Source organism: Aliiroseovarius halocynthiae (genome assembly GCF_007004645.1).
Classification (GTDB): domain Bacteria; phylum Pseudomonadota; class Alphaproteobacteria; order Rhodobacterales; family Rhodobacteraceae; genus Aliiroseovarius; species Aliiroseovarius halocynthiae.
Window position 1 is genome coordinate 970,208 of record NZ_ML660019.1, and the last position, 19,214, is coordinate 989,421.

The window sequence follows — 19,214 nt, forward strand, 5'->3', positions numbered from 1 at the left end:
CAATATATAGCCTATGTCTCTGCCACCCGGATTTTTGGATGAACTGCGCACGCGCCTCAGTCTGACACAGGTTGTTGGGCGCAAGGTTATGTGGGATCAGCGCAAGTCCAATCAGGCCAAAGGTGACATGTGGGCGCCATGCCCCTTCCATCAGGAAAAAACCGCGTCTTTTCATGTGGATGACCAGAAGGGATTCTATTACTGCTTCGGCTGTCATGCAAAGGGGGACGCGATCAGTTTCGTGAAAGAGACCGAGAATGTCTCGTTCATCGAAGCGGTTGAAATTCTCGCGGGCGAGGCTGGCATGAAGATGCCCGCCCGTGATCCGAAGGCGCAGGAAAAGGCCGACCGGCGCACTCAGTTGATCGAGGTTATGGAGATGGCGGTCAATCATTTCCGCCTTATGCTGAAGACCGGTGCCGGGGCCGAAGCGCGCGCGTATCTGACCCGCCGTGGACTGACTGAAGCAGCCTTGGATCGCTGGGAAATCGGCTTCGCGCCGGATGCGTGGCAGGGGTTGTGGGATCATTTGAAGGGCAAGAATGTCGAGGATGATTTGATCCTTGGCGCGGGGCTGGCCAAGCCCAGCCAGAAGGGCGGCAAGCCCTATGACACGTTCCGCGGTCGCATCATGTTCCCCATCCGCGATGCACGCGGCCGCGCGATTGCTTTTGGCGGTCGTGCGATGGACCCGAACGACAACGCCAAGTATTTGAATTCGCCCGAGACAGAGCTGTTTGATAAAGGCCGCAACCTTTACAACCACGGACCCGCCCGCGAGGCGGCGGGAAAAGGCCAGCCGCTGATCGTCGCCGAAGGCTATATGGACGTGATTGCCCTGTCAGAGGCTGGGTTTAATGCGACCGTTGCGCCGCTGGGTACCGCGATTACCGAAGACCAGCTGCGCCTTCTGTGGCGCATTGCACCCGAGCCGATCATCGCGCTGGATGGCGATACGGCGGGCCTGCGTGCCGCGATGCGGGTGATCGATAACTCTTTGCCCATGCTTGAAGCGGGGCAAAGCCTGCGCTTTTCAATCATGCCGGAAGGCAAAGACCCGGATGACCTTCTGAAAGAAAGCGGTGCCAGCGCGATGAAAACCTTGATCAACGGCGCAATTCCTATGGTTGATCTGCTTTGGCGGCGGGAAACCGAAGGCAAGGTTTTTGACAGCCCCGAACGCAAGGCCGCATTGGATAAAGATCTGCGCATTGCAATCGCCCGCATTCAGGATCCGTCGATTCGCAATCACTATGGTCAGGCCATCAAGGACAAACGGTGGGAGTTGTTCCGGTCCCGCCCGCCGCAACAGGGCGGGGGAAAGAAGCCATGGGCGCCCGGCGGGCGGCGCGGCTGGCAGGCAACGCCTCCGGTTTTGGCGTCCACCAAAGGATCAGTGCTGGCAAGCGCAGACGAGCGGGCACAGGATGCCCTGCGCGAGGCCGTGATTCTGGCCATTTTGATCCGCCGTCCCGATATGCTGGATCAAGTGGAAAGCCGGATGGAGCGTTTGGATATGATTGGTCCAGACCATGACGCGATGCTTGGCTGTATCCTGTCTGCCGCGCATGCTGGGGCTGACGCCTTAGAGGAGCGATTGCTGAACCATGTGGGCGGCGATGTGCTGGACCGCCTGTTCTCGCTGAACCATGTGCGTATCGCGCCGGGAATTCGGCTAAGCGAAGACGATGAGATCGTGCAAGCCTGCTTGAACGAAGAGCTTGCCAAGCTCGAGGCGAAACGCGGGGTGGTGCGGGAAATTCAAGATGCCGAAGCTGACATGGACGCCCTTCCTGATGAGGGCGTTACATGGCGTTTGGGGCAGGCAGCCGAGGCACGCAACAAGGCATTGCGTAGCCAGACGGAAGATAAAACCACTTACGAGATTGCCGACAACGGCACCCTGATGGACCGCGACGAACGGGAAGCGCTTGACGCATTGCTGGCACAGATCGACCCGTCGAAGGGAAAAAAACACTGATGCGCACGGCAGGTGCTGCCGTCTGCTTGCAAACAGGGCCTAAAGCACCCACCTTACCACTGTGGGCGAATCACTGATTCGGATCTGTGACGTCCAACCCGAATCACCCTAAGCGCGGGTGGCTGATGGCAGGGGGCACTCTGTCGGACCAGATCAGCCCATCACGCGCCTTTCGTGCAAGGAGAGCCCATGGCTGCCAAGGACACCGCCAACGATCAAAAAGACGAGCAGCACGCCGAGCCGATGACGGACATGTCGCAAGCTGCGGTCAAGAAGATGATCGCCGAAGCGCGCGAGCGTGGCTATATTACCTACGATCAGCTGAATCAGGTTTTGCCACCTGAACAGGTCAGCTCGGAACAGATCGAGGATGTGATGTCGATGCTGTCCGAGATGGGCATCAACATCATCGAAGATGAAGAGGCGGAAGAGGAAGACAAGGGCTCGACCGAAGTCGTTGTGAAGAACGCTGGCGGTGAAGTGGCCGTTGCGGGCGCTGAGACCGAAAAGCTGGACCGTACCGATGACCCGGTACGTATGTATCTGCGCGAAATGGGGTCGGTCGAACTGCTTAGCCGTGAAGGCGAGATCGCCATCGCCAAACGGATCGAAGCTGGCCGCAATACAATGATCGCCGGGCTGTGCGAAAGCCCGCTGACTTTCCAGGCGATTACCATTTGGCGCGACGAACTTCTGAACGAAGACATTCTTCTGCGTGACGTAATCGATCTTGATGCGACCTTTGGCAATCAGCTGGATGATGACGACGAAGAAGATGTCACACCCGCTGCCAATGGTGCTGAAGCACCTTCTTCCGAAAAGAAGGAAAAGGCACAAGAACTGGACGCAGACGGCAATCCGATTGCCAATGACGATGATGATGACGACGAGGATGAAGCAGCCAACATGTCGCTGGCTGCGATGGAAGCCGCGCTGAAACCGCGCGTGCTTGAGACCCTCGAATTGATCGCCCGCGATTACGAAATGCTGTCGGAAATGCAGGACCTGCGGATGTCCGCGACACTGAACGAAGATGACAGCTTCTCGAAGAAGGAAGAGGGTGCGTATCAGAAGCTGCGCTCGGAAATCGTGCTGCTGGTGAACGAACTGCACCTGCATAACAACCGTATCGAAGCGCTTGTTGACCAGCTCTATGGCATCAATCGCCGCATCATGTCGATTGACTCGTCCATGGTGAAACTTGCCGACCAAGCCCGTATTAACCGTCGTGAATTCGTCGAAGCCTATCGTGGCCGGGAATTGGACCCGACATGGCTGGACGAGATGGGTGAGAAGACCGGCCGTGCATGGCAAAGCTTCATCGAACGCTCAACTGACAAGGTTGAAAAACTGCGCGGAGACATGGCGCAAGTTGGTCAGTATGTCGGTGTCGACATTCCTGAATTCCGCCGCATCGTGCAGCAGGTTCAGAAGGGTGAGAAAGAGGCGCGTCAGGCCAAGAAGGAAATGGTGGAAGCCAACCTGCGCCTGGTCATCTCGATCGCCAAGAAATACACCAACCGCGGCCTGCAATTCCTTGATCTTATTCAGGAAGGTAACATCGGCCTAATGAAGGCGGTGGACAAATTTGAATACCGTCGCGGTTACAAATTCTCGACCTATGCGACGTGGTGGATCCGTCAGGCAATCACCCGCTCGATTGCTGATCAGGCCCGCACCATCCGTATTCCGGTCCATATGATCGAAACGATCAACAAGCTGGTCCGGACCGGTCGCCAGATGCTGCACGAGATCGGCCGCGAGCCGACCCCGGAAGAACTGGCCGAGAAGCTGCAAATGCCGCTTGAGAAGGTCCGTAAGGTGATGAAAATCGCCAAAGAGCCGATCTCTCTGGAGACGCCAATTGGCGACGAGGAAGACAGCCAGCTGGGTGATTTCATCGAGGATAAGAATGCCGTCCTTCCGTTGGACAGCGCCATTCAGGAAAACCTCAAGGAAACTACGACCCGCGTTCTGGCGTCGCTTACGCCGCGTGAAGAACGTGTGCTTCGGATGCGTTTTGGTATCGGCATGAACACGGATCACACTCTGGAAGAAGTGGGCCAACAGTTCAGCGTGACCCGCGAACGGATCCGTCAGATCGAAGCCAAGGCGCTGCGGAAACTGAAGCACCCCAGCCGGTCGCGAAAGCTGAGATCCTTCTTAGACCAATAAGTTTGCAGAAATCCTTGAAAACGCCCCGCTTTTGTGGGGCGTTTTTTGTTGGTTGTGCCCGCTGGTTGGTCTTTGGGATATGTACTTTCTACTTGCCAGCTTTCACTAAGGCGATCGAACGTCTGATTTGAATTGGTTGGCCGTGCCAATGCTTGCGGTGGATTGCCTTATTTAGAACAAATTGTTTCCTTGAGAGCCGTAAATACTCACAATCTTTTGATTTCCTTCTAATTTAAAATATGTCACAAATGTGACGGGGACGTTCAGGTCAGATATTTTACTGGCCGTATGACGGGTATTTAAAATGCATGATGTTGTGAGGGGAGAGCCGCTGGCGCTGCTGCCAGAATGGCAAATTGAAGACCCAAAGCGCCGGATGAGAGCAAACGGGGTGTTTGCAATCCGGCGCGGGCGGGTCCTTGCGTTGCAAGGGTTGGAAGATCGTAGACGTATGGGCGCTGCTGTGTTGCGGCCTATATATTCGCATCTCTAGTCGAACGCTTGCATACTTTGAAAGTAAGGTTTCCGCTTGTGCATTGCGTATGCGGGGCCGTCACCGATACATGATACACCATCGCCAATAGGGCGCTGGTTTATCATGTGTGGGGAAGATCGTGCAGAAATTTCAGATCGCTACGAACGGGTCAGGGCTTTACGAGTTTACAGACCAGGTACATGGATGGATTCGCGGCTCTGCGCGCAATGGTCTGCTGACGCTGTTTGTGCGCCATACCTCATGCTCATTGCTGATTCAGGAAAACGAGGACCCCGAGGTTCAGACGGATCTGCGGAATTTCTTTCACCGTTTGGTTCCACCGACGACGGATCCTTCCATGTCTTACCTGACGCATACCTATGAAGGCCCCGATGATATGCCCGCCCATATCAAAGCCGCCATGATGCCGGTCAGCCTATCCATTCCGGTCAGCGCCGGGCGCATGGTATTGGGCACTTGGCAGGGGATCTATCTGTTTGAGCATCGGACCGCGCCGCACCGGCGGCAGGTGGTGGCGCATCTTTCGAACTGATGCGAAAAGGAACGCGCCGTTAAGTGTTCCACATCGGCGCGTTCAATGCTTTTTAGGAAAAGATCAGTCTTCCAAAATGAAGGTTACCATCAGATTGACCTGATAGTGTTCGATCTTGCCGTCTTTAACCGAAACTGACTGTTCTTTGACCCAAGCGCTGACAACGTTGCGCAGGGTTTTCGCGGCGCGCTCGACGCCTGTTTCGACAGCGTCGTCGAAGCTTTTCTTGGATGTCGCGGAAATTTCGGTGACACGTGCAACGGACATTTGTGTTCCTCCTGTTTCTGATGGGACGAGTTATTATGCAAATAAATGCGCGTGGCAGGGGAATAATTTCTATCTTTCCCAGTTTAGCCTATTAGTCGCTCTATCTTGGGGTATGGGTTTTACCCCTACACAAGACCTAGGCGCTGCCCTATAGTGCCTGTGGATAAGTGGTTAAAGCCCACATCAACGGGGAACAGTGAAGGAAAGGGATCGCCCATGCGCTGTCCGTTTTGCGGAAATATAGACACTCAGGTGAAAGACAGCCGCCCAGCCGAGGATCACGTTGCGATCCGACGTCGGCGGTTCTGCCCGGCATGCGGAGGACGGTTCACAACCTATGAACGGGTGCAGCTGCGTGATCTGGTGGTGATCAAATCTAACGGTCGCCGCGAGGACTTCGACCGCGAGAAGCTAGAGCGTTCGATCCGCATTTCCATGCAAAAACGCCCGGTCGAGCCAGAGCGGATTGATCAAATGATCTCGGGCATCGTGCGGCGTCTGGAAAGCATGGGTGAAACCGACATTCAGTCGAAAACCATCGGCGAGATCGTGATGGAGGCATTGGCCCGAATCGACACGGTGTCCTATGTGCGGTTTGCCAGCGTTTACAAGAACTTCCAAGCCGCAGATGATTTCGATAAGTTCGTCAGCGAGCTGCGCCCGGACATCCCGACAGACGACGAGTAACCACTGATGCATTCGGATATTTCAGGCGCAGATCTTCGATACATGCGCCTGGCCTTGTCGCTTGCACGCCGTGGTCTTGGCCGTGTGTGGCCTAACCCGGCGGTGGGGTGTGTGATTGTGCGTGATGGACGCATCGTTGGGCGCGGTTGGACACAACCCGGTGGACGTCCCCATGCCGAGCCGATCGCACTTGAACAAGCCGGGGCCGCTGCCAAAGGGGCAACCGCCTATGTGACGCTTGAGCCTTGCGCCCATCACGGAAAGACACCTCCATGTGCCGAAGCATTGATCAGTGCAGGCATCGCCCGCGTGGTCTGCGCTTTGAGGGATCCAGATCCGCGCGTGGATGGCGGAGGTTTTGACATGCTCCGTGCTGCGGGGATCACCGTCGACACTGGTGTTTGTGAAGCCGCGGCGCGTGCCGATCAGGCGGGATTCCTAAGCCGGGTCACGCGCGGACGTCCGATGCTGACGTTGAAACTTGCCAGCAGCTTTGATGGACGCATCGCCACGGCCAGCGGTGAAAGCCAGTGGATCACGGGTCCTCAGGCGCGACGGCATGTTCATGCGATGCGGGCGACGCATGATGCAGTGATGATCGGTGCCGGGACGGCGCGCGATGACGATCCGTCTCTGACCGTTCGTGGCTTAGGGGTCGCGCATCAACCGGTACGTGTTGTCTTGTCGCGTCATCTGGATCTGCCGTTAGGAAGCCAGTTGGCCCGGACCGCACACGACGTACCCTTGTGGGTCTGTCACGGGCGCCGCGCCGCACCCGAGCTGATCGCCGCATGGAAGGGGATTGGGGCCACGTTGATCGAAGTGGCCGAGGCTCAGGCCACACTGGACCCAGTGTCGGTTCTGACAGCGTTGGGAGATCGCGGGTTGACCCGTGTCTATTGTGAAGGCGGTGGGGGGCTTGCGGCGTCGCTTCTCATGGCAGATGTGGTGGATGATCTGGTCGGCTATGGCGCAGGTGTGGCGCTGGGGGCCGAGGGCCGCCCGTCGCTTGCGGCTATGGGGATCAGTCGTCTGTTCGAGGCTCCGCGCTTTGGTCTGGTGGAGTGTCGTGACATCGGAGGTGATGTGCTGCATCGCTGGACGCGGATCGCGCGGGCCTAGTGGTCTAGCGCCATAGATAGGCATAGCTGGCGAAAAGCCCTTGTAGTTTTGCCAAAATCCGCGTGCCCGGACGACCTTTAGGGAGTGTGCCGGTTGCCAACCGATCCACCACCACTTCGACCGGACATGCAGTTTTTGTGATTGGGTCGAAATAGCGCGGATAGTCGATCAGAACGGCATGCACCAATGCGATCAGATCCGGGCGGGCTGTGCGACGTTCCGGAATGTCGCCCAGATCGGTGGTTAGACCCCACCCCGCATAGAACGGGGCCCCCAAGCAGGTGACCGGAACACCACGCAACAAAGCCTCAAACCCCATGGTCGATGTCATGGTCCATAACGCGTCTACGTGGTCCAGCAACGCGATCGGATCTGCCTGATCGGCAACCATATCGGCGTAATTGGCAGCTACGTCTGGCGGGATATGTCCATCACGCAGGCCCGCTTCGACATCCGGGTGGGGTTTGTAAATGATGACGGCATCCGGATTGTCCGCACGGGCGCGTTTCAGAAGGTCAAGATTGGTCGCAACCTCTGTCGCCCCCAATCGGATCGAGGCATCGTCTTCAACCTGACCCGGGACCAAAATGCGCAGTCCATCATGCAGATCCGTCAAGCCCACGGGCAGGGGGCGGTCCAGATTGTACTTGCCCAGCCGGTTCTTCGTGATCTGTGCCACCAAGCGGTGTGTTCGGTCACGGGCATGGTCGGGCAGGGTGGTGGACGCCGCGATATGATGTTCCAAGCGGCTCTCACGCGTTGGGTCATAATAGATCCCCAGATCATCGCGCACCAAAGACAAAGGCGGGACAAGCGCAGCCCCCAAACCACGCGAACGCAGAAAGCCATCTTCAACTCGCAAAGGGGGGCGGTGTGTGCTGTGGTCCGGGGCTTCTTTTCCAGCCCACACCATCAACGGGCGCTCCATCGTTTCCGCCCCATCGGCAGCCCGAACCGCGTTGTCGTCAAAGATCATCGCGGTATCTGCCTTGAAGAACTCAGCCAAGGGGCGGCGTTTCCACAGACGCATTCCGCTGGCGACATAGCCTTGATGATCCTCGCGCCATGCGCGGGCGCGGGCCTCGAGCGTGTCCAGAACCTGTTCAATCTCGCACAGTTGATCACGGTAGGGATCGTACCACGTGGGATAGAGCATCATGGCGCCTGCAAATAGCTGCGCACGGGTCAGCTTGCGCCCGCGTCGGTTCACGGGTTGCCGGTCTTCGGTCAGGCCCCATCCGGCATAGCAAGGTAAGCCGAACACATGGGGTTTATGACCGGCCAGAATGGCTTCGAACCCCATGCCAGAGCTGACGGTATAGACGGCCATGGCCCCGTCCATAAGCGCCCAAGGACTGACCGGGTCCGTGATTAGCTGTACCTGTTCATTCTCATCTTCTGGTCCGAAGTACCCATCGCGGTGGCCCGCCAAAGTCTCGGGATGCGTTTTGATCAGGATGCGCGCGTGCGGATGCTCGAGCCGTGCCGCGACAAGCATGTCACGGAAAGTGGCCTCGCTAGCGCCGCCGAAGCGGATTGACGCATCGCCTCGCGTTTGGTCCAGTACCAAAACGTAGGGGGCATCTGGGACGGGAAGGTCCGGATGGAAGGCGTTGTACTTGGATAGATGACCTGTTGCCATCCGTGCCATCGCCGCGCGGGCACGCTTGAGCAATGCGCTGTCGTCCAGCGGATCGTCAGTCAGTATTTGTTCCAGGCGTGAGCGTTCAGACCCATTAAAATGCACGCCGATGTCATCCAGCATCAAGCCCAATGGTGCCTCGCCTGACCGACCGGGCAGCACCGACCGCAGGAAAGCATCTTCGACGCACAGGATTGGGTTTTCTTTGCGGGATGCCACCGCCTCGCCCCGGCTTGATGTGGGGCTTTTTCCCCAGGTGCCGACCCAATCCCCGTCGCCGGGCAGGCCGAGGCGAATTTGCCAGCCTGCCAATTCAAGGATGCGCTTAATGCGTGTTTGGGTTAGAAATCCGCCATTATAGACGAAAAGCCGCCGGGGCTGTTCTGACCCAGCGGTGGAGCTAATTGACATGTCCATGGGAACGGGCAACCCCGCTTACTTACTCGAAAGGCTTTGGTTCAACGCCGAGATTGATCCGGCGGTGGACAATGTGCCTGTCAAGGCAGACAGCACCTTAGACCATTGAGTATAGGGGGCTTCGGTCACGTAGACAGTGTCGCCATCGCGGATCACGAAATCACGCGACAGAAACAGTCCGTTTGCTTCAGTCATGTTCAATACATAGACCATGCGCTGCGGGCCGATCAGATCGTTGCGGCCAAGGACCGAATTGGCGATTTCTGACACTTCATTGCGCAGCACAAACACGCCAGTTGGATCAGCTGACGCTGCGGAAAGTCCGCCCACCTGTGCAATCGCTTCGACGGCCGAGAGGGTCTGGCTTGCAAACCCGACACGGTTTTGCGCACCAGTCGCGCCAAGTGCAGTAAACGACCGGGTGTCAGCTTCGACCAAGATTCGATCGCCGCCGCGTAGGGCGATATTCATTTCGGGATGCCTGAACAGGTCATTGAACCAGATCTCGCCGGATTTTGCGCCCCGGATGACTTTGACTTTCGCGATTTCGGGTTCGATCGATACGCCGCCTGCACGTGCCAGCATGGCATTCAGCGTGCGTGTCGGACGTTCAATTGGATAAACCCCTTGTCCACCCACGGATCCCGTGATCGACACGGTTGCGCCATCTCCGGCCGTGCGACGTACTGTGACCTGCGGGTCAGGAGTCTGTTCTGCCAGTTTCCGAGTAATGATGCGGCGAATGGCTTCCGGAGAATTGCCCGAAGCTTTCACGCGCCCTGCATAGGGAATGAAGATGAAACCAGATCCGTCCACCTGCACCTGATCAAGAACCGCAGGGGCTCCGGCAGAGGTCAGAATTCCGTCTTCGACATTCTCCCAAATTGAAATGCTGAGCGTGTCGCCCGCGCGGATCGTATCGGATCCGACAAGGCCTCCGTCTTGGAATGCTTTGTCAAATCCAAGGGCAGGTACGACGGCTGTGGCACGAGTCACACGGTCATTTACGCGGACAACAAAGGCATCGCCCTGACGTTGGACCGAGCCAGCATTGATTTCGCTCTTTGTTGGGCCGGTGCGCGGAAGGCCACAGGCCCCAAGCGCCGCGACTGCGGTTGCCAAGATTAAGCTCTTGGCCCAATTGTTTTTTCTTGCCTGCACTGCCCGGCCCTATTTTCGAGGTAAGATTCATTTCAGGAAGGTTACATCGAGATGTGATTAAATTCCAGCCAAGCTGGCTTCTAGGAAGAGTTGACTACACTTAACTGTTGCCGTGGTGCCGCTGTTCCGCGTTCAAGGGCCTGATAGGGATCGTCCTTTGCCAGCATCATATCCACAACCTGCCGCAAAAGCTGTCGTCGTCCACGTGCCGAATAAAAACCGCCCGCCACCTGACTGGTTTCCAAAAGAAAATGGCGATAGTCGCGATAGGCGCGTTTGTCAGGGCGGGTGGGCGTGTCAAAGAATTCTGGAAGCGGCTGTTCAGAAACGAATTCCGGTTTGGCGTAGACCGCGTTGCCAAACAGTTTCAACGGCAGACCGCGCCACAGAACTTGCTGGGCTGCAGTCGAATTGATGGTGACCGCCGAACGCGCGTGATCGAGAAGTTTTGCCAGCTTACCTCCGCGCACATAGTGAACGCGATCCGACAATCCATATTCCTGCGCCAGCCTGTTGATCTCGCGACGTTGTGGGACGCGGCCATCTTCCAGCGGGTGGGCTTTGAAAACCAGGTGATGATGGGTCGGGGCACCTTCTGCGAAACCAGCGATGACGCGCTCAAGAAACTCGGTCATTGTGTCAAACGGGCTGTGCATTTGAAAGCTGGAGTCGTGCTCAAGCTGTAGCAGTGCAAGATGATAAGGGAAGCCGCCATATCGAATGCGCAGCGACGCAGAGATACGGTCAGCGGCGATTGCAGGCATTAGAACAAGGCGTTGAACATAAAGCAAGAACTCCTTTCCAACGCCGATGGCCCGATGGGGCCGAAAATTGCGATAGCGCTGGTTCAGGAACATCACGAACCAATGATACAAAGCGCCGTAAAACACGTGGTGGCGCATGTCCCCCCAATGGGCGGGTGCTTCGGGCATATCCGGGTCGGCGTCTTCAAGAATGCGCTGCATATGGGCAACGTCATACTTCATCAAGCGCGAGTTTCCATTCGATCCATCCCGCTCATACGTCACCCAATAGGGGCGCAGGTATCCTTCTTCAAACACATGGACGGTTAGGCCGCGAGCACGCGCAGCCGCGACGGCTTGTGCATGGATAGGTCGCGTATCGCCATATAGAACGATATCTGTGATGCCATGGGTCTCTACGATGCGCGCAAACTGATCAGCCCACCGATCCTGTGGCTGCGTGAATGGAATATAGCTGGATTGGTCCGACCAGAACGCTTGGTCCCCACGATTGAAGCCAACGCGCCAGACCTGTGCGCCCGAGCGACGCAGCATCTTGGCCAGACGTGAAAAAAACGGCCCATGAGGACCTTGCAGAAACAGGAAATTCCGATTTTCACCTGTTATGCGCGCCATGCCAGTCAATCACCAAATCGTTAAGCGTGAATGCGTTATAGACCTACAAGAGGTTGGTTAAAGGGGAAATAACAACGGCTTGCGGCAAAATTGGGGCCAAGTGGCGGGACCGAGCGCCGCAACGACACAAATGATCATCTTGGATGGCGAAAGGGCTATCGTGGCTTCAAACTTGCCCGCGTTTGCGCTAGATCAGGGCCAACAACCCGAAGCAGGAGGCGACATGTTTACAGGGATCATCACCGATATTGGCCGTGTCGAGGTGCTGGAGCAATCAGGCGATATGCGGGCGCGGATCGCGACAGCCTATGACACGTCAGGGATTGATCTGGGGGCGTCGATCGCTTCGGACGGTGTGTGTCTGACGGTCGTTGCTATGGGTGACAATTGGTATGATGTTGATATTTCGGCGGAAACCGTATCGAAAACCAATCTTGGGGATTGGGCGGTTGGCCGTCATGTGAATCTTGAGCGCGCACTGAAAGTGGGTGACGAACTGGGCGGTCATATCGTGTCTGGCCACGTGGATGGCGTGGCCGAAATCGTGTCGATGCAGGTCGAGGGCGACAGCACACGCGTACGTTTCCGCGCACCATCGGACTTGGCGCGTTTCATTGCGCCTAAGGGCTCGGTTTCTTTGAACGGCACATCTTTGACCGTGAACGAGGTCGAAGGCGACGAATTCGGCGTAAACCTGATTTCGCACACCAAAGAGGTGACGAATTGGGGGCAGGCGCAAGTCGGGGACCGTGTGAACCTCGAGATTGATACGCTGGCGCGCTATGTGGCCCGGTTGGCGGATTACGGGAAATCCTGAAACCCGATTGACGGGATCTCTGATTGAAATATTCGCAAGTGGGCATATGATTGGCGAAATCCTTTTCTGACGGAGATCGCCCATGCCCCTCATTCGCCCCACGCGCCGTGATCTGCTACGACTGGCTGCAGTCGCACCTGCCTTTGCCATGCCTTCCGCTGCGCGGGCTATGCTGGGGGCGCCAACTGACGGCAATCCGGCGCATTTCAGTTTCACGCTGGGGCAGGCGAAAATCACCATCGTCTCGGATGGCTATTTTACGCTGCCCTTTGGCGGGCAAGCGATCAATGCCGCTGAGGACGAAAAACTGGCCTTCATGGCCGCGCATTACATTGATCCTAAGGTCGGGTATTCCCACACCAACCACATGTATATTGAACTGGGCGACGCCAAGGTCTTGGTTGATGTCGGATCGGGGACGCGTTGGTTTGATACGACGGGCCAGCTGATGGGCAATCTGGAAGCTGCTGGGATCGACCCGATGGGCATCACGCATGTTGCAATTACCCACGCGCATCCCGATCATATTTGGGGCGTTCGCGACGATTTCGACGAGCCCATCGTCCCGGACGCGGAATATGTGATGGGGCAGGCCGAACATACGCATTGGATGCAAGATGGTTTGGTCGACCGCGTGTCGCCTGAAGACCAACAGTTCGTGTTGGGGGCGGTGAACTCGATCGACACCGAGGGACTGGAATGGACATTGGCGACGAATAATCACGAGATTGCGCCGGGTATCCGCCTGATCGACACGCCGGGCCACACGCCGGGCCATATGTCGGTCGCAGTGGAAAGCGAAGGTCAGCAGCTGATCGCGCTGGGCGATTGCATGACCCACGCCATCCTGAACTTCGCGCACCCGGAATGGTACTCGGGCCGCGATGCTGACGGCGCGCAAACAGGTGCGACCCGCAACCGCTTGCTGGACATGGCCGCCAAGGACCGCATCGCAGTACTGGGGTATCATTTCCCGTTCCCCGGCGTCGGCCACGTGCGCCGCGATGGAGATGCATATCAATTCGTCCCGGCTTTGTGGCGTTTTTGACGGTAGAATATTGGTCTTACCGCACTGATATGAGGCGCTACTCAATGCTCTCGCAGCCACCCGATGGATCGCGCCTGAAAAGCTGAATTTCGTTTCGGTGGCAACGCGGCCTTCAGACGCCTGTGTGCCAGAAGTCTTCTTCGTTTTGTCATAATCTGGGCGCATCGCAGGATTAACTGGCACCGAGAGGCCTGTTTGGGTAGATATCTCACGATTTGGAAACGAATTGGATGTATAGCACTGGGTAGGCTGTTGTGTTTGATGCCTCCGGGACGTGCTTCACGCCAACTGGTGATTGGATGGTTTAATGGTTGCGATTAATTTTGCCACGCTTCTTTCGAATGGGTCGCAGACTGTCACAGATGCAGACGGTGATACGGTTGTTGTGACCGCCACATTTAGCAGTGACTTCTATATCCACCCGTCCGGGATTGTACGCAGTGACGATGCTGTGGATACAGACGCAGATTCGTTTACGTTGTCTTTTTCCAAACCTGTCGAGAACCTAACCTTCACAGTGGGCGATCTTAATTCCAACGGGTACCAAGGCGGCTTCAATGACCGGATAGAGGTGCAGTCAACGCTAGACGGCACACCTGTTGTTACCAACCTCAGCGCGGGGACCAGCGGCACTACAGCTGTATACGAAGCGGCGTTCGGCACCAACATCACCGAAACCGTTACCGTCACCGGGCCATTTGACCAGATCACGCTGACAAACTTTGACCCTGATCAACAGCATGGTTGGCTGTATCTGACGACGGGCGATATCGGAAATGTCACCTGCTTTGTTGACGGCACACTTATCGAGACCGGGGGCGGGTTGATTGCAATTGAAAACCTGTCTCAGGGTGATTTGGTTGTCACACGGGATCGCGGCCTGCAGCCGATCCGGTGGATCGGCAAAACTACGCTGTCTCGGGAAACTCTTCTGAAAAGCGAAAAGCTTCGGCCAATCCGGATTAAGTCGGGTGCGTTGTCCGAGGGGGTGCCAAACCGGGATCTGTTGGTGTCGCGCCAGCATCGTATGCTGTCCGTATCGCAACTATCGAAGCGTATGTTCGGCGAGGCCGAGGTGCTGATTGCCGCGGTCAGGCTGACGGGTCTTCCCGACATTGCGATTGAGCCGTTGACCGGATCTGTGACCTATTATCATTTGCTGTTTGACCACCACGAGATCATCTATGCCGAGGGCGCGCCGACGGAAAGCCTGCACACTGGAGCTCAGGCGCTGACCAGTCTTCCCGCTGCAGCGAAAGACGAAATCTTCACCTTATTCCCGGAACTGACCGAACGTACCGAAAACCGGCGCTCAGCACGCCAGATTCCAACGGGCGGGCGTCAGAGGGAATTCATCACGCGCCTTGATAAGAACAAGAAGACATTCGTCTCGGCCTCTGTTTAAGGTTCCACGTAGAAAACACACTGTGTTGTGTGACGCGTTGCATGGCGAGCGTGCCGATTATATGGCGCTGACGTGGGGAATCTTGCCGGGTTTTGACTGGCAATAAAGGCGTCTCTGCGTTACTCAGCCTCGAGCTTTAGGGGAATGCGCTATGACTGAAAGCACCACGTACGAAACACCTGGCCCAATCGAAGCCGGTTTGTCCGATGCCATCGCGACGGCGGAAGAGATTATCGCCGAGGCGCGCGCAGGCCGGATCTATATCCTTGTGGATCACGAAGACCGCGAGAACGAGGGTGACTTCGTCATTCCGGCTGATGCATGTGATGCAGCGGCTGTGAACTTCATGGCGACCTATGGGCGCGGGCTGATCTGCCTGCCGATGGAAGCGGGGCGCATTGACGAGTTGGGCTTGCCGATGATGGCAACGCATAATTCCTCGCGCCACGAAACCGCATTCACCGTGTCAATCGAAGCACGCGAAGGTGTGTCCACCGGCATCTCTGCCGCCGACCGTGCGCTGACTGTCGCGACCGCCATCAACCCCGAAAATGGCCCGGCCGAGATCGCTACACCTGGCCATGTTTTCCCGCTGCGCGCGCGCAATGGTGGCGTGTTGGTGCGGGCGGGTCATACTGAAGCTGCCGTCGACATCTCACGCCTTGCAGGCCGCAACCCCTCGGGCGTGATCTGCGAGATTATGAACGAAAACGGCACAATGGCACGCCTGCCGGAGCTGGTTGAAATTGCGAATAAACACGGTCTGAAAATCGGCACCATCTCGGACCTGATCGCGTACCGCCGCCGCCATGACAATCTGGTGCGCGAGACAGGGCGCGAGAGCATTACCTCGGAATTCGGGGGCGAATGGGAGATGCGCATCTTCACCGACATGACGCATGAGATTGAGCATGTCGTGCTGATCAAGGGTGACATCACCACCGATGAACCCGTTCTGGTCCGCACCCACGCGCTTCAGGAAGCGCAGGATGTGTTGGGTCTTGGCCCAAAACCCGCAGACGAGCTGCCCCGTGCTATGCAGATCATTGCCGACGAGGGCAGGGGCGTTGTGTGCCTGTTCCGTGAGCCGCGCAAGACGCTGCACGCCGATGAAGAAGAAGGTCCACGTACCGTGCGACAGATCGGCCTCGGATCGCAAATTTTGTCCACTTTGGGCCTGAACGAGATGGTTCTTTTGACCGACAGCCCCGAAACCCGTTATGTGGGTCTGGACGCCTATGGGCTGACCATTACGGGAACTCGCCCCATTCAGAAGGACTGAACCATGGCCACCGCAGAACAGCATTATATTCTGGACCGCCCCAGCTTTGATAAGCCGGTGAAAATCCTGATCGTCGTCGCGCCGTACTATAAGGACATTGCCGACAATCTGGTGGCCGGCGCCAAGGCTGAAATCGAGGCTGCTGGCGGGACGTGGGATCTGATCGAAGTGCCTGGAGCGCTGGAGGTGCCCACCGCTATTGCCATGGCTGATCGCCTGTCAAATTTCGATGGCTATGTCGCGCTGGGCTGTGTGATCCGGGGTGAAACCACGCATTACGAAACTGTCTGCAACGACAGTTCGCGTGCCATTCAATTGATGGGTCTGAACGGTCTGTGCATCGGTAATGGCATTCTGACCGTGGAAAACCGCCCGCAGGCCGAAGTGCGTGCTGACGTGAACGATCAAAATAAAGGTGGTGGAGCGGCCGCTGCGGCCTTGCATCTGGTCGCGCTTTCGCGCAAATGGGCGTCTTCAAGCAAGGGCGTCGGGTTCAAGACACTTACGGATTCGATCAAGCTTGCTGGTGACACGAAGGATACCCCAACCGCATGACGCTTTCCGGCAATCAGAAACGCAAGATGAAATCCGCTGCTCGCTTGTTCGCGGTGCAGGCGTTGTTTCAGATGGAGGCCGCGGCCCAGACCATGGACCGTGTGATGGTCGAGTTCGAAGATCACCGTTTTGGCGAAGAGTTCGACGACTACACAATGGCCGAAGGCGACAGCCGCTTGTTTCGCAAGCTGGTAAGCGATGCGGTAAACCATCAGGCAAAAATCGACCAGATGACCGACCGCGCGTTGGTGGCGAAGTGGCCGATCGCACGCATCGATCCCACGCTACGCGCTTTGTTCCGTGCAGCGGGCGCTGAGCTGGTTGAAGGCGCCGCCCCGCCCAAAGTTGTGATCACCGAATATGTGGATGTGGCCCGAGCCTTCTTCCCGGAAGGGGACGAGGCGAAGTTCACCAACGCCGTTCTGGATCACATGGCCCGCGAGGCGAAGCCCGAGGCGTTTTAAGATTGGGGGGCCTTCGGTGGGATAATCCGAGTTTACTCTCGTTATTTATTGTATTGATTTCCTATTGTGGGTAGATGGTGATTATCGTTTATCCCTTGATCAGTGTTCATCTCGCGAAATGAAAAACTCGAGCTTTCAGGCTAGGTCCGTTGCATTTTTTGCCATTCTGATTGGTTTGCTTGCGCTTGGTTGTTGGGCCGTATTGCTTCACGAACTTCATGGTGGCCGAGTTCTGGCTCCAACCGCATTTGTTGCTCTGTTGGCCTACTCAGTGGTTTTGTATCTTCGGCCGCGATCAGGATCTCATATCAAGCGCCCAGTTGCTGTGATTTACTGGGTGTTTGCAGGTCTGTTTTACCCTTGGTTGGTTCTGCGTCAGTATTTTGGGCCGGTTACAGTAAGCGCTGTCATCTTTCATTGGGGTGAAGGTGTTGAGGGCGGCGTGACCATCGCATCCGTTTTGGCACATATTGCGGCCCTTATTCTTATCGCCATTCTGCTGCATGCGATTTATCTGTTTGTTGCTCAGTCGCGATGGGGCAACTTTTTGTTGTTGATTGCGGCCACGGTTTTTTTGATCTTAAATCCAGTCACGCGATATGCAGGTGAAAAATTTCGCTACTGGGGGAAAGCTGAACTCGAAGGCGTTCGCTCATTTGCATCAGATCCGATCATCACTGCCGAGCCTGATACGCCACGCAATCTTGTGATTGTCCTGCTTGAAGGGCTTGAGGCAACCTATGAGAACCCAATGTTCGGGGACGCATATGCGCCGCTTGCGGATTTGCGCGATACAGCAACCAGTTTTTCGAATATTCGTCAGTTTCCAATGACAGGTTGGAGCGTTGCAGGGTTGGTCGCATCGCAGTGTGGATATCCGACACCACCCCGTGGCGTGCGACCAACTTTTCTTATGGTCGACAAGAATCTGGACTTCATGTCTGACCGTGTATGCTTAGGGGATATTCTATCAAAACATGGCTATCAGGTTGAGATGCTGCTTGGAGCAAACGCGGTATTCGGCGGCTTCGAAGCCTTCCTGAATAGCCATTCCTTTGATCGTGTAACAGATCTTCAGGGATTGAAGGCATTTGGTGCAGCTGATTTCGGACCTTGGGGATTTCATGACGACGAGGTTTTTAAAGCCGGGCTTGCGCGCATTCGCGAGCTTGAACAGGCTGATGCACCCTATGCTCTGTCTTTGTTTACAATTGGTCCCCACGGGCCATATGGTTATCTGTCCAAGGTCTGCCGCTCCGATGGTATGCCTGATGCCGTTTCTGATGTGCTTTTGGCAGTGGAATGTACCGGCCGTTTGGCGCGCGACTTTATCAAAGAGGCACGTAAAGTTGCAGACCCATCGACGCTTTTTGTCGTGATGTCCGATCATTTGGCGCATCCAAATGTCAGTGCGATTGGTCAATTAAAGACACTGGAGCGCCGGAACACTGTGTTGTTTGTGAATGCGGGCGAAGAGGGAACTGTTTCTGACAAACCTGGAACCATGCTTGATGTCTATCCGTCCATCCTGGAAGCTCTGGGTTTTCAATTGAAAGGTCGAAAAGCCGGGCTTGGAACTTCGTTGTTCTCTAACCTAAAGTCCTTTGCAGACGGCGAGGATGGTTTAACCACGCAACAGCGACTCCGTCGGGACGTCAAGTTCGTTAAGTGGCTCTGGCGCAACGAAGGTGATGGCGAGAAAGAGTAGCCGGACCTGATCGGGTATAATCTGAACTTCCCAGATTATGAAATTAAGCATGCGGCCAGGCAAGCACGAGAAACAA

The 19,214-nt window shown here is 56.4% G+C and carries 16 protein-coding genes; 12 read left to right on the forward strand and 4 right to left on the reverse strand.

Annotated features, from left to right (window positions below; genetic code table 11):
* The first annotated feature begins 13 nt into the window (after positions 1-13).
* The 3 genes from dnaG to FIL88_RS04895 all read left to right on the forward strand — a co-directional run bounded on the left by dnaG (position 14) and on the right by FIL88_RS04895 (position 5,184).
* Positions 14-1,981 (forward strand): DNA primase, encoded by a 1,968-nt coding sequence (gene dnaG / locus FIL88_RS04885; protein ID WP_142852669.1) that lies wholly within the window; start codon positions 14-16, stop codon positions 1,979-1,981.
* A 189-nt stretch (positions 1,982-2,170) separates the two neighbouring features.
* Positions 2,171-4,156: an RNA polymerase sigma factor RpoD gene (rpoD, locus tag FIL88_RS04890; RefSeq protein WP_142852670.1), complete on the forward strand. Its 1,986-nt coding sequence runs from the start codon at positions 2,171-2,173 to the stop codon at positions 4,154-4,156.
* Between the two features lie 611 nt (positions 4,157-4,767).
* The gene (locus tag FIL88_RS04895; RefSeq protein WP_142853451.1) at positions 4,768-5,184 is read left to right on the forward strand and encodes a secondary thiamine-phosphate synthase enzyme YjbQ; all 417 of its coding nucleotides are present in this window, start codon (positions 4,768-4,770) and stop codon (positions 5,182-5,184) included.
* 63 nt (positions 5,185-5,247) lie between these two features.
* Here the strand turns inward: FIL88_RS04895 and FIL88_RS04900 are convergent, their stop codons facing one another.
* On the reverse strand, positions 5,248-5,451 hold the full coding sequence (locus FIL88_RS04900) for a dodecin family protein (protein ID WP_142852671.1): 204 nt from the start codon (positions 5,449-5,451) through the stop codon (positions 5,248-5,250).
* A 216-nt stretch (positions 5,452-5,667) separates the two neighbouring features.
* On the opposite strand from FIL88_RS04900, the gene nrdR reads away from it, so the two are divergent.
* Together nrdR and ribD are read left to right on the forward strand one after the other, a co-directional pair.
* Positions 5,668-6,138 carry a transcriptional regulator NrdR gene (gene nrdR / locus FIL88_RS04905; RefSeq protein ID WP_142852672.1) on the forward strand — a complete coding sequence of 157 codons (471 nt, stop codon included), beginning with the start codon at positions 5,668-5,670 and terminating at the stop codon, positions 6,136-6,138.
* Between the two features lie 42 nt (positions 6,139-6,180).
* Positions 6,181-7,260 (forward strand): bifunctional diaminohydroxyphosphoribosylaminopyrimidine deaminase/5-amino-6-(5-phosphoribosylamino)uracil reductase RibD, encoded by a 1,080-nt coding sequence (gene ribD, locus FIL88_RS04910; RefSeq protein ID WP_246066610.1) that lies wholly within the window; start codon positions 6,181-6,183, stop codon positions 7,258-7,260.
* 4 nt (positions 7,261-7,264) lie between these two features.
* Here the strand turns inward: ribD and FIL88_RS04915 are convergent, their stop codons facing one another.
* From FIL88_RS04915 to FIL88_RS04925, 3 genes are all read right to left on the reverse strand, one after another.
* Positions 7,265-9,313, reverse strand: coding sequence for a capsular polysaccharide biosynthesis protein (locus FIL88_RS04915; RefSeq protein ID WP_142853452.1), 2,049 nt, complete (start codon positions 9,311-9,313; stop codon positions 7,265-7,267).
* 24 nt (positions 9,314-9,337) lie between these two features.
* Positions 9,338-10,441: a polysaccharide biosynthesis/export family protein gene (locus FIL88_RS04920; RefSeq protein WP_142852674.1), complete on the reverse strand. Its 1,104-nt coding sequence runs from the start codon at positions 10,439-10,441 to the stop codon at positions 9,338-9,340.
* Positions 10,442-10,560: 119 nt separating this feature from the next.
* Positions 10,561-11,859: a capsule biosynthesis protein gene (locus tag FIL88_RS04925; RefSeq protein ID WP_142852675.1), complete on the reverse strand. Its 1,299-nt coding sequence runs from the start codon at positions 11,857-11,859 to the stop codon at positions 10,561-10,563.
* Positions 11,860-12,082: 223 nt separating this feature from the next.
* Here FIL88_RS04925 and FIL88_RS04930 point away from each other — a divergent pair, with 223 nt between their 5' ends.
* From FIL88_RS04930 to FIL88_RS04960, 7 genes are all read left to right on the forward strand, one after another.
* Entirely contained in the window at positions 12,083-12,676 is a 594-nt protein-coding gene (locus FIL88_RS04930) for a riboflavin synthase (protein ID WP_142852676.1), read from the forward strand.
* Between the two features lie 82 nt (positions 12,677-12,758).
* On the forward strand, positions 12,759-13,724 hold the full coding sequence (locus FIL88_RS04935; protein ID WP_142852677.1) for an MBL fold metallo-hydrolase: 966 nt from the start codon (positions 12,759-12,761) through the stop codon (positions 13,722-13,724).
* 307 nt (positions 13,725-14,031) lie between these two features.
* Positions 14,032-15,129 carry a Hint domain-containing protein gene (locus FIL88_RS04940; protein WP_142852678.1) on the forward strand — a complete coding sequence of 366 codons (1,098 nt, stop codon included), beginning with the start codon at positions 14,032-14,034 and terminating at the stop codon, positions 15,127-15,129.
* Positions 15,130-15,280: 151 nt separating this feature from the next.
* The gene (gene ribB / locus FIL88_RS04945; RefSeq protein WP_142852679.1) at positions 15,281-16,411 is read left to right on the forward strand and encodes a 3,4-dihydroxy-2-butanone-4-phosphate synthase; all 1,131 of its coding nucleotides are present in this window, start codon (positions 15,281-15,283) and stop codon (positions 16,409-16,411) included.
* 3 nt (positions 16,412-16,414) lie between these two features.
* The gene (locus FIL88_RS04950; protein ID WP_142852680.1) at positions 16,415-16,966 is read left to right on the forward strand and encodes a 6,7-dimethyl-8-ribityllumazine synthase; all 552 of its coding nucleotides are present in this window, start codon (positions 16,415-16,417) and stop codon (positions 16,964-16,966) included.
* On the forward strand, positions 16,963-17,430 hold the full coding sequence (gene nusB, locus FIL88_RS04955; RefSeq protein ID WP_142852681.1) for a transcription antitermination factor NusB: 468 nt from the start codon (positions 16,963-16,965) through the stop codon (positions 17,428-17,430). Before FIL88_RS04950 ends, nusB begins: the two co-directional genes overlap by 4 nt.
* A 64-nt stretch (positions 17,431-17,494) precedes the next feature.
* Positions 17,495-19,138 carry an LTA synthase family protein gene (locus FIL88_RS04960; RefSeq protein WP_142852682.1) on the forward strand — a complete coding sequence of 548 codons (1,644 nt, stop codon included), beginning with the start codon at positions 17,495-17,497 and terminating at the stop codon, positions 19,136-19,138.
* The last annotated feature ends 76 nt before the right edge of the window (positions 19,139-19,214 follow it).

Bases quoted from the DNA above. Each gene is read 5' to 3' on its own strand.
- dnaG (WP_142852669.1), top strand. From the start codon at position 14: ATGTCTCTGCCACCCGGATTTTTGGATGAACTGCGCACGCGCCTCAGT.
- rpoD (WP_142852670.1), top strand. From the start codon at position 2,171: ATGGCTGCCAAGGACACCGCCAACGATCAAAAAGACGAGCAGCACGCC.
- FIL88_RS04900 (WP_142852671.1), bottom strand. From the start codon at position 5,451: ATGTCCGTTGCACGTGTCACCGAAATTTCCGCGACATCCAAGAAAAGC.
- nrdR (WP_142852672.1), top strand. From the start codon at position 5,668: ATGCGCTGTCCGTTTTGCGGAAATATAGACACTCAGGTGAAAGACAGC.
- ribD (WP_246066610.1), top strand. From the start codon at position 6,181: ATGCGCCTGGCCTTGTCGCTTGCACGCCGTGGTCTTGGCCGTGTGTGG.
- FIL88_RS04915 (WP_142853452.1), bottom strand. From the start codon at position 9,313: ATGTCAATTAGCTCCACCGCTGGGTCAGAACAGCCCCGGCGGCTTTTC.
- FIL88_RS04925 (WP_142852675.1), bottom strand. From the start codon at position 11,859: ATGGCGCGCATAACAGGTGAAAATCGGAATTTCCTGTTTCTGCAAGGT.
- FIL88_RS04930 (WP_142852676.1), top strand. From the start codon at position 12,083: ATGTTTACAGGGATCATCACCGATATTGGCCGTGTCGAGGTGCTGGAG.
- FIL88_RS04935 (WP_142852677.1), top strand. From the start codon at position 12,759: ATGCCCCTCATTCGCCCCACGCGCCGTGATCTGCTACGACTGGCTGCA.
- FIL88_RS04940 (WP_142852678.1), top strand. From the start codon at position 14,032: ATGGTTGCGATTAATTTTGCCACGCTTCTTTCGAATGGGTCGCAGACT.
- ribB (WP_142852679.1), top strand. From the start codon at position 15,281: ATGACTGAAAGCACCACGTACGAAACACCTGGCCCAATCGAAGCCGGT.
- FIL88_RS04950 (WP_142852680.1), top strand. From the start codon at position 16,415: ATGGCCACCGCAGAACAGCATTATATTCTGGACCGCCCCAGCTTTGAT.
- nusB (WP_142852681.1), top strand. From the start codon at position 16,963: ATGACGCTTTCCGGCAATCAGAAACGCAAGATGAAATCCGCTGCTCGC.